This is a genomic window from Bradyrhizobium sp. P2_E8, from assembly GCF_056403875.1.
In genome coordinates, this window is the sequence record NZ_JBFUES010000174.1 from 1 (window position 1) to 9,916 (window position 9,916).

General features: G+C 64.8%; 10 protein-coding genes. 6 read left to right on the forward strand and 4 right to left on the reverse strand.

Annotation, left to right across the window (positions count from 1 at the left end; genetic code table 11):
* Positions 1-927 (reverse strand): dicarboxylate/amino acid:cation symporter (locus AC1D00_RS12415; protein ID WP_477010873.1); only part of this gene is annotated, 927 nt, incomplete at its 3' end.
* A 211-nt stretch (positions 928-1,138) separates the two neighbouring features.
* On the opposite strand from AC1D00_RS12415, the gene AC1D00_RS12420 reads away from it, so the two are divergent.
* The 5 genes from AC1D00_RS12420 to AC1D00_RS12440 all read left to right on the forward strand — a co-directional run bounded on the left by AC1D00_RS12420 (position 1,139) and on the right by AC1D00_RS12440 (position 6,505).
* The gene (locus tag AC1D00_RS12420; protein ID WP_477010874.1) at positions 1,139-2,140 is read left to right on the forward strand and encodes an NADP-dependent oxidoreductase; all 1,002 of its coding nucleotides are present in this window, start codon (positions 1,139-1,141) and stop codon (positions 2,138-2,140) included.
* A gap of 260 nt (positions 2,141-2,400) precedes the next feature.
* On the forward strand, positions 2,401-3,228 hold the full coding sequence (locus AC1D00_RS12425; RefSeq protein ID WP_477010875.1) for a hypothetical protein: 828 nt from the start codon (positions 2,401-2,403) through the stop codon (positions 3,226-3,228).
* A 122-nt stretch (positions 3,229-3,350) separates the two neighbouring features.
* Positions 3,351-3,566: a hypothetical protein gene (locus AC1D00_RS12430; RefSeq protein ID WP_477010876.1), complete on the forward strand. Its 216-nt coding sequence runs from the start codon at positions 3,351-3,353 to the stop codon at positions 3,564-3,566.
* Positions 3,567-3,755: 189 nt separating this feature from the next.
* Positions 3,756-4,895, forward strand: coding sequence for an FAD-dependent monooxygenase (locus tag AC1D00_RS12435; RefSeq protein WP_477010877.1), 1,140 nt, complete (start codon positions 3,756-3,758; stop codon positions 4,893-4,895).
* Positions 4,892-6,505 carry a benzoate-CoA ligase family protein gene (locus AC1D00_RS12440; protein ID WP_135174831.1) on the forward strand — a complete coding sequence of 538 codons (1,614 nt, stop codon included), beginning with the start codon at positions 4,892-4,894 and terminating at the stop codon, positions 6,503-6,505. The genes AC1D00_RS12435 and AC1D00_RS12440 overlap by 4 nt, the downstream gene beginning before the upstream one ends.
* A gap of 175 nt (positions 6,506-6,680) precedes the next feature.
* On the opposite strand, the gene AC1D00_RS12445 is transcribed toward AC1D00_RS12440, so the two are convergent.
* Both AC1D00_RS12445 and maiA read right to left on the reverse strand, forming a co-directional pair.
* Entirely contained in the window at positions 6,681-7,193 is a 513-nt protein-coding gene (locus AC1D00_RS12445) for a MarR family winged helix-turn-helix transcriptional regulator (RefSeq protein WP_477010878.1), read from the reverse strand.
* Positions 7,183-7,815: a maleylacetoacetate isomerase gene (maiA, locus tag AC1D00_RS12450; protein ID WP_477010879.1), complete on the reverse strand. Its 633-nt coding sequence runs from the start codon at positions 7,813-7,815 to the stop codon at positions 7,183-7,185. The genes AC1D00_RS12445 and maiA overlap by 11 nt, the downstream gene beginning before the upstream one ends.
* A 106-nt stretch (positions 7,816-7,921) precedes the next feature.
* Here maiA and gtdA point away from each other — a divergent pair, with 106 nt between their 5' ends.
* A complete protein-coding gene (gene gtdA / locus AC1D00_RS12455; RefSeq protein WP_404552232.1) occupies positions 7,922-8,962 on the forward strand; it encodes a gentisate 1,2-dioxygenase in 1,041 nt (346 codons plus the stop codon).
* Positions 8,963-9,186: 224 nt separating this feature from the next.
* On the opposite strand, the gene AC1D00_RS12460 is transcribed toward gtdA, so the two are convergent.
* Positions 9,187-9,916: ABC transporter permease (locus AC1D00_RS12460; protein WP_477010880.1), on the reverse strand; the 730-nt coding region annotated here is incomplete at its 5' end.

A 9,916-nucleotide genomic window follows, 5' to 3' on the forward strand; every position in this document is an offset into this window, starting at 1 on the left:
GCAGTACATCATCGTGCCGTCGAGGTTGAAGGAATAGCCGAGCGGCAGCACGAAGCTCGAGATCCGCGACGAGGCGCCGAAGCGGTTGAGCGCCTCCAGCGTCTTCGGATAGGCCGCCTCCGAGCTCGCGGTGGAGAACGCGATCATCAGCGGCTCGCGGACCAGCTTCAGCAGATGGCTGTAGCGCGGCCCGATCACGATGAAGCCCACGATCACCAGGATCGTCCACAGGATCGCCAGCGAGAGATAGAAGCCGCCCATGAAGACGACGAGCTTCCAGAGCACCAGCAGGCCGTTCTTGGCCACCGTCGCCGTGATCGCGGCCCACACCGCGAGCGGCGCGAACAGCATCACATAGCTCGTCACCTTGAGCATGATGTGGCCGATATCGTCGATCAGCGCCAGGATCGGCTTGGAGCGCTCGGGCATCGCGCCCATCGCCACCGAGAAGAACACGGCGAAGATCACGATCTGGAGGATCTCGTTCTGCGCCATCGCGTCCGCGATCGAGGTCGGGATCAGGTGGGTCAGGAACTTCTCGATCGAGAAGGCCGAGACCGGCAGGCCGGTCGATTGGCCTGCCGCAGGCAGCGTGCCGGGGAAGTTGGCGCCGGGCTGGAGCAGGTTGACCATCACGAGGCCGAGCAGCAGCGAGACGAAGGAGGCGCTGATGAACCAGCCCATGGTCTTGGCGAAGATGCGGCCGAGCTTGGAGCCCGAGCCCATATGGGCGATGCCGCCGACCAGGGTCGCGAACACCAGCGGCGCGATGATCATCTTGATCAGGCGCAGGAACATCATGGCGATCAGGTTGATGGACGAGGCCCAGTCGGCGCGCGTATCGGGCAGAAAGTTGTAGATCGCCGAGCCCATGATGATGCCCAGCACCATCGCGCCCAAGATGTATTGCGTAAACCTGTTCGACATTGCTTACCCCCACGTACACCGGCGCTTCATGATGTCGCAGATATGACGGCTACGCAACACGCTTGGCGGGTGGCCGCGTTGGCCGGATGTTCCCGTTGTGAAACTGCCCCCCGCGATCTAGCCTTCATGCAGCGCACAACGAATGCGGCCTGCACGTTTTCTTTGCGGCGGCTGCATCAATAATCGTCAAGCAAACGAAGAGGGAAACGCCATGAGCGGCAACATCAATCGCCAGATTCTTCTGGTGGAAAAGCCGAGCGGCAAGCTCGGCCCCGAACATTTCAAGATGGTCGACGGCGCGATGCCGGAGCCGAAGGACGGCGAGGCTTTGCTGCGCGTGCGTTACATCTCGCTCGACGCCGCCAACCGCGCCTGGATGCATGGCGCGACCTATCGTTCAGCCGTCGAAGCCAACAGCGTGATGGCCGGCGGCGGCATCGCCGAGGTCGTCAGCTCGAAGGCGCCGGGCTTGGCTGCCGGCGACATCGTGTTCGGCGACACCGGCTGGCAGGAGTTTGCCGCGGTACCGGCAAAGCACCTCACCAAGATGCCGAAGCTGGAACCGATGACGCATCTGCTCAGCGTGTTCGGCATCGCCGGCCTCACCGCCTATTTCGGCCTGCTGGAGGTCGGCAAGCCCAAGGAGGGCGAGACCGTCGTGGTCTCCGCCGCGGCCGGCTCGGTCGGCTCGATCGTCGGGCAGATCGCCAAGATCAAGGGATGTCGCGTGATCGGCATCGCCGGCGGCGCCGACAAGTGCAACTGGCTGACCTCCGAGCTCGGCTTTGATGCCGCCGTCGACTACAAGGACGGCGCCGTGTTCAAGGCCCTGCGCGCGGCCGCGCCGAAGGGCATCGACGTCTATTTCGACAATGTCGGCGGCGACATTCTGGAAGCCTGCCTGCCGCAGATGAACAATTACGGCCGCATCGCCTGCTGCGGCGCGATCTCGCAATATGACGGCGCGCCATCGGCGCACGGTCCGCGCGGCGTGCCCGGCCTGATCGTGGTGAAGCGGCTGGTCATGCAGGGCTTCATCGTGATGGACTACATGAAGGACAGCCAGCGCGCGCTCGCCGATCTCCAGGCCTGGGTCAAATCCGGCAAGCTGAAGGTGCAGGAGGACATCATCGACGGCCTCGCGAACACGCCGAAAGCGCTGATCGGATTGCTCGCGGGCGAGAACCGCGGCAAGCGCATGGTCAAGCTCTGACGACGTATTGTTTGAGCGTGATCTCCGCGCAAACGCGTTCCGCGTTTGTCGCAAGGGAAAACCGCTGCACACTTTGCGCTAACGCGGCCCCTCGGGTCCGGATCATGCTCTAGTTTCGTCGCAATTGCGCCGGCATAATCTACTTGCGGTAGAGGCCAAAGCATCCAAAGATACCGCGCGCGAGGCATCACTCGCGGCGATTGCGCTTGCATTACATTTGAAAACCGTCGGCGTTACCGACAGGGCAGGAATTCACTCAGATGTTCAACACGTTGAAACATGCATCAACGCGCACGGCGCTGCTCGCCGCCGCGCTCTTCGCAACTGCAACAGGCGCCTTCGCGCAAGCACCGACCGACGCGCAGAAGAGCGCCATGCGGTCCGCATGCCGTTCGGACTTCATGGCGCACTGCGCGAGCGTCACGCCCGGCGGCGTGGAAGCGTATCAATGTCTGGCGAAGAACATGTCCAGCCTGTCACCCGGATGCCAGACCGCGGTTCGCGCGGTGGAGCCCGCTGCGGCTCCGAAGACCGAAGCCGCGCCGGCCGCGCCAAAGACCGAAGCTGCGCCCAAGACCGAAGCGGCGCCTGCGGCGCCGAAGGCTGAAGCGGCCCCCGCTGAAAAGCCCGCCGCCGCACCTGCGCCAAAGGCAGCTGCCGCCAAGCAGCCGAGCAGCGCGCAGGTTGCTGCGGTCAAGAGCGCGTGCCGCGCCGACTATCCCAAGGTTTGCGCCGGCGTGCCGCCCGGTGGCGCCCCCGCGCTCGAATGCCTGGAGAAGAACAAGGCCAAGGTTTCGCCCGCCTGCGAGAAAGCCCTGAGCGCCGCGGCCGGCGGCGGCGCGGCAACAACGGCAGCGCCCGCGGGCGCGGCTCCTGCACCGGCGGCCGCGCCAGCCGTGATCGTTCTGCGCCCGCTGCGGCCGCGCGAAGAACTGCTCATCGTCCGATCGGCCTGCGGCGCCGACATCCGCACGCTGTGCGCCGGAGTGGCGCCCGGCGGCGGCCGCATCGTGCAATGCATCTCGAGCAATGCCGCGTCGCTGTCGCCTGCCTGCAAGGAGGTACTCGCCCCGTTCGCAGCGCGATAAGGCAGCGCACGCCGAAGGCGCACGATACTGATCGGCGGCGTGCGCGAATGGATTTTCGCACGCCTGCCGCGACAAACTTTTGCGGATATCGATTTCGATCACGACAAGACAGGGAGGACAACATGCGTTCATTGCTGCTCGTTGCTTCTGCACTCCTCGCATTCGCGGTGACCATGACGTTCGAGGCCACCGACGCCAACGCGGTGGTGTGCGCGCGCGGCGTCTATCGCGCCGGTTGCGCCGGGCCGAACGCCGCCGTCGTGGTCCGCAAGCCGGTTCCGGTGGTCCGCTGTACCAGGGTGCTGGTGAACGGGGTCTACGTGAAGCGTTGCGTCTGATCCCCGGGTGGCCAAGCCGACGCGCTTTGGCTATGGTTCGCGCCTGACGGCTTCGGACACGCGCAAGACGGGGTCCGGAAGCGAGCTTTGGCGCGCCGCGCTTGGCCGATAATTCTGCTGGCGCGGGAGGCCGGAGCACATTAGTCTACCCCTAGATAGTAAGTATACTGTCAATTTGGGAGGCAGACGTTGCGGATCGCCGTGATTGGCGGGGGGCCCGGCGGGCTCTACTTCGCCCATCTCTGGAAGAAGCGTCACCCTGAGGATCAAGTCGACCTGTTCGAACAGAACCCGGCCGATGCGACCTGGGGCTTTGGCGTCGTGTTCTCCGACCAGGCGCTGGAGTTCCTGCGTACCGACGACCCCGAGACGGTCGACGCGATCGCGCCGCATATGGAGAGCTGGGAGAACATCACGCTGAACGTCCATGGCGACAGCGTCGCCATCGACGGCGTCGGCTTCTCCTCGATTGGCCGGCTCGAGCTCTTGCAGTTCCTGCAGCAGCGCGCGCTCGATGCCGGCGTCACGCCGCGCTTCGACACGCAAATTCTCGGTATCGACCAACTCAACGGCCACGACCTGATCGTCGCCGCCGACGGCTTGAACTCGCTGGTGCGCCGCGCCTTCGAGGGCGATTTCGGCACCTCGCTGTCCTACTCCTCCAACAAGTTCGTCTGGTACGGCACCTCGAAGCGGTTCGACACGCTGTCGCAGACCTTCGTCAAGACCGACCGCGGTGCCTTCAACGCCCATCACTACCGCTATTCGCCGACCATGAGCACCTTCCTGGTCGAGTGCGATCACGCCACCTGGCAGGCTTACGGGTTCGCCTACAAGGACGTCGAGCAGTCCAAGGGCGTCTGCGAGGAGGTGTTTGCGGATACGCTCGGCGGCCACTGCCTCGTCTCCAACAAATCGGTATGGCGCAATTTCCCCTGGGTCTGGAACGAGCACTGGTCGTTCAAGAACATGGTGCTGATCGGCGACGCCCTGCACTCGGCGCATTTCTCGATCGGCTCCGGCACGCGGCTCGCGATCGAGGACGCGATCGCGCTTGTCAAGGCGCTGGAATCCGATGCGCATCTGAACACCGCATTGCTTCGCTACCAGGCCGAGCGAAAMCCGGTGGTGCAGAAACTCGTCAACGCTGCGCGCACCTCGGCCTGCTGGTACGAGCACTTTGCCGAACACATGCAGCTCGATTTGATGGACTTTGCCTACAGCTACATCACCCGCTCCGGGCGTATCGACGATTCCCGCCTGCGCACGATGTCGCCGGCCTTCATGGCACGTTATGAGGCCGCAAAGAACGGCGGGGACGAGGCATGAACAACGAGATTCGCGACCAGGTGCCCGCGGACAGCGCGGGCGCACGCGAGATCGGCTTTGCCGTTCCGCAAATCTACAACGCCAGCCGCGTGCTGTTCGACAATCTCGGCAAGGGATATGGCGACAAGCTCGCGCTGATCGGTGCGGCGGGCACGCGCACATATTCCGAGCTCTGCGCGGAGGCTTGCCGCTGGGGCAACGGCTTCATCTCACTCGGGCTGAAACGCGGCGACCGCGTGCTGTTGTTCCTCGACGATACGCCGGCCTATCCCGCCGCCTTCTTCGGCGCGGTGCGCGCCGGCTTCGTGCCGCTCCTGATCAACACGCTGACGCCGCCCGATCTCCTGCAATTCTATCTCGCCGATTCCGGCGCGACCGTCGCGGTGGCCGAGTCCGAATTCTGCGCACGCTTCAATGCGGAGGCGTGCAAGGACACGAACCTGCGCACGCTGATCGTCGTCAATGGCGAAACGGGCGAGCATGCTGCGCCTGCGGCGGTCGCGGCAGCAGGCTGGCTTGCGCAATTCCCGGCCGAGCTGGCGGAGGCGGACACAAATCGCAACGAGATGGCGTTCTGGATGTACTCCTCCGGCTCGACCGGCCGGCCCAAGGGCATCGTGCATCTCCAGCACGACATGGCCTATAGCGAGATGGCCTTCGCCCAGAACGTGCTGAAGCTGACGCCCGACGACATCTGCTTCTCGGTGCCGAAGATCTTCTTCGCTTACGGCTTCGGCAACTCCGTCACCTTCCCGTTCTCGGTCGGCGCGACGACGCTGCTGCTGCCGGGCCAGCCGAAGCCGGCAACGATCTTCGCGGCGGTCGAGCAGTACAGGCCGACGGTCTTCTTCGGCCTGCCGACGCTCTACACCTCGCTGACCAAGGCCGAGGGCGCGCGACAGACGGACTTCTCGTCGCTGCGCATGGCGCTCTCCGCGGCCGAAGTGCTCTCGGCCGACGTCTTCAACGGCTGGAAGACTCTCACCGGCCTCGAAATCGTCGAAGGCCTCGGCTCGACCGAGGTGCTGCACATCTATCTCTCCAACCGCCCCGAGCAGAAAAAGCTCGGCGCCGCGGGCCTGCGCGTGCCCGGCTACGAGGTCGCACTGCGCGACAAGGACGGAAGCGAGGTCGGCGACGACGAGGAAGGCATCTTGTGGGTCCGCGGCGATTCCAACACGCCGCTGTACTGGAACCGGCCGGACAAGTCCGCCGAGACCATCCGCGAGGGCGGCTGGATCTACACCGGCGACCGCTTCGTGCGCGATGCCGACGGCTTCCACTTCTTCCGCGGCCGCGCCGACGATCTCATCAAGATCTCCGGCCAATGGGTCTATCCGCTCGAGGTCGAGCTGTGCCTCGCCGACCACCCCGACATCCGCGAATGCGCCGTGTTCGCCGCTGAATTGCCCGACCGTCGCATGACGCTGAAGGCGGTGGTGGTGATGAACAGCCGTGCCACCGACCAGAGCGAAGCGACGCGACGGCTACAGGATTACGTCAAGGGCAAGCTCTTGCCGTACAAATATCCGCGCGAGGTGATCTTCATCGACGAACTGCCGAAGACGGGCACGGGGAAGATCGACCGGCAGGCGTTGCTGCGGATGTGAGGCCGACGGCGCTGCCACACATTCGGTGTCGTCCCGGCGCAGGCCGGGACCCATACGCCGCAACAGTCGTGTGGCGCGAGATGGTCATTGCCTGTCTTCGCCAAATCCAGTTTTGTGGTTATGGGTCCCGGCCTTCGCCGGGACGACATTGAGTGTTGGGCCAGCACCACGCCCCTCACCCGCCCTTCCCCAGATGCTCCAGCGCGTCCTCGGCCCGCAGCGGCACGCGCGAGACTTCGTTGTTGAGATCGACGAGCTGCACCAGAAGCCCCATCAGCGTCTTGCGCTCAGTGGGCTTCAGCGGCTCCAGCATGCGCGCCTGGGCGCGTTCGACGGCGGGGATGATCTCGCGCAGGATCGCGTCGCCTGATTTCGTCAGATAGAGCAGCTTGATCCGCTTGTCCTCGGGCGCGGGCTTGCGCTCGATATAGTCCTTGGCCTGGAGCCGCTCGATCACGCTGCCGAGGGTGGAGCGGTCGAACGCGATCACCGCCGACAGCCGCGTCGCATCGATGCCGGGATGGGTGTGGATCGCGATCAGCGCCCCATATTGCACCGGCGTGAGATCGAACGCCTTGCACTCCTCCATGAAGATCGAGACCGCAATCTGCTGCATGCGCCGGAACAGATAGCCCGGCGCGGCATAGACCGCATCCATCGTGATCGGAGGAGGAGGCTTACTCGGCATCGGGCTGCTTCTCCGGTGCCGCATTGGCGAACGCCGGCAACGCCTTGGCGGCGGCTTCTGCCTTGAGAAGGCGCGGATAGGCCGAGACATCGACGCCGAAGCGGCGGGCGTTGGCAAGCTGCGGCACGAGGCAGAGATCGGCCAGCGTCGGCGCATCGCCGAAGCAGAACGGGCCCGGCTCGTCCCTGATCAGGGTTTCGCAGGCCGACAGGCCCTCGCGGTTGACCCACGCCGCCCATTCCTGGACCTTCTCCTCGGCAAGCCCCAGCTCGCGCAGCCGCGCCAGCACTTTCAGGTTCTGCACCGGATGGGTGTCGCAGGCGATCGCCAAGGCGAACGCCCTTACCTTGGCGCGGCGCAGCGGATCCTTCGGCAGCAGCGGCGGATTGGGGTGCGTCTCGTCGAGCCATTCGATGATCGCGACCGATTGGGTCAGCACGGCGCCGCCATCGCTTTCCAGCGTCGGCACCAGGCCTTGCGGATTGATGGCGAGATAGGCGGGCGCGCATTGCTCGCCCTTGCGAAGATGATGCGACAGATGCTCGGCGCCGAGCCCCTTCAGATTCAGCGCGATCCGCACGCGATAGGCGGCACTGGAGCGGAAATAGCCGTGCAGTTTCATCGAAACCCTCCCTCTTGGTTTCTTGCCCGTCCGAGACCTTCCACGTTGACGCTACAAAGATTGTCAGTATGCTGTCAATCTCAACGAGAACCACAGGAGGCGCGCCATGGAAGCCGTGACCAAGACGCCGGAACGCGAGGCGTTCTACAAGAAGATCGACGGCGAAAATCTCACCGCGCTGTGGACGGTGATGGGCGATTTGATCACGCCGGAGCCGAAGAGCGCCTGCCGGCCGCACCTCTGGAAATTCGAAATCATCCGCGACTACATGACGGAAGCCGGCAAGCTGATCACGGCCAAGGAAGCCGAGCGGCGCGTGCTGGTGCTGGAGAACCCGGGCCTGCGCGGCCAGTCCAAGATCACGACCTCGCTCTATGCCGGCGTGCAGATGGTGGTGCCCGGCGACGTCGCCCCCGCCCACCGGCACAGCCAGTCGGCGCTGCGCTTCGTGCTCGAGGGCAAGGGCGCCCACACCGCCGTCGACGGGGAGCGCACGGCGATGGAGCCCGGCGATTTCATCATCACGCCGTCGATGACCTGGCACGACCACTCCAACGAGACTGACGAGCCGATGTTCTGGCTCGACGGCCTCGATATCCCGCTGGTGCAGTTCTTCGACTGCTCCTTTGCGGAAGGCTCAACGGAGGACCAGCAGAGGATCACGAAGCCCGCCGGCGACAGCTTTGCGCGCTACGGCCACAATCTGCTGCCGGTCGACGTGAAGCGGAGTTCGAAGACCTCGCCGATCTTCAGCTATCCCTATGCCTACACACGCGAGGCGCTGGAGAAGGCTCGCGCGAGCCAGGAATGGGACGCCTGCCACGGGCTGAAGCTGAAGTTCAGCAATCCCGAGACCGGCGATTTCGCGATGCCCACCATCGGCACCTTCATCCAGTTGCTGCCGAAGGGTTTCAAGACCGCGCGCTATCGTTCGACGGACGCGACGGTGTTCTGTCCGATCGAAGGCAAGGGCCGCACCCGCATCGGCGATGCCGTATTCGAATGGGGGCCGCGCGACCTGTTCGTGGTGCCGAGCTGGCAATGGGTGACGCACGAGGCCGATGACGATGCCGTGCTGTTCAGCTTCTCGGACCGCCCGGTGCAGCAGAAGCTGGACTTGTTCCGGGAAGATCGCGGGAATGCGTGAGGCGGGGCTCTATCCTCCGTCATGGCCGGGCTTGACCCGGCCATCTACGTGCCGCCGCGCCTGAGGAAAGACGTGGATGCCCGGGACAAGCCCGGGCATGACGACCTGGATTGTGGAGCGCACCTACCTCCACATCGTCATTGCGAGCGCAGCGAAGCAATCCAGAGTCTTTCCACGGAGGCAGTCTGGATTGCTTCGCTGCGCTCGCAATGACGGAGTATGCCTCACCGCCAGTGCAACAGTCTGATCTCCAGCAGATTGATCACCTTCCCCACTGCCAATCCAAACACCGACAGGATCACCACGCCCGCGAGCAGCTGGTCCGTCTGCATCAGATTGCCGGCCTGGAGCACGAACGCGCCGATGCCGTATTGCGCGCCGATCATCTCGGCGCTGACGACGAGCAGCAGCGCGACGGAGGCGGTGATGCGGAAGCCTGCGAGGATTGCGGGCAGCGCGCCCGGCCAGATCACCTTGCGCACGATGGTGGCGAAGGGGACGTTGAAGCTCTGCGCCATGCGGATGAGGTTGCGCGGCACCGCGTCGACGCCGCTATAGACCGAGATCGCGGTCGAGAAGAACACGCCGAGCGCAATGGTCGCGATCTTCGGCTCTTCGCCGATGCCGAGCCAGAGGATCAACAGCGGCAGCAGCGCGATCTTCGGAATCGGGAACAGCGCCGAGATGAAGGTGATGCCGACGCTGCGCGCGAGCCGCGACAGGCCGATGGCAAAGCCGACGGCGATGCCGGCCGCAGTGCCCAGCAGCCAGCCGACGCCGATGCGCAGCAGCGAGGCCGAGAGGTGCTGCCAGAGCGCGCCTGAGATCGCGAGCTCGTAGATCGCACGCACGATCGCCGACGGTGCCGGCAGGAACAGCGGATTGACGAGACCGACGCTGCCGGCCGCCTGCCAGAGCGCGATGACGAGGGCAAGCGCGATCCAGCCGCCGAAC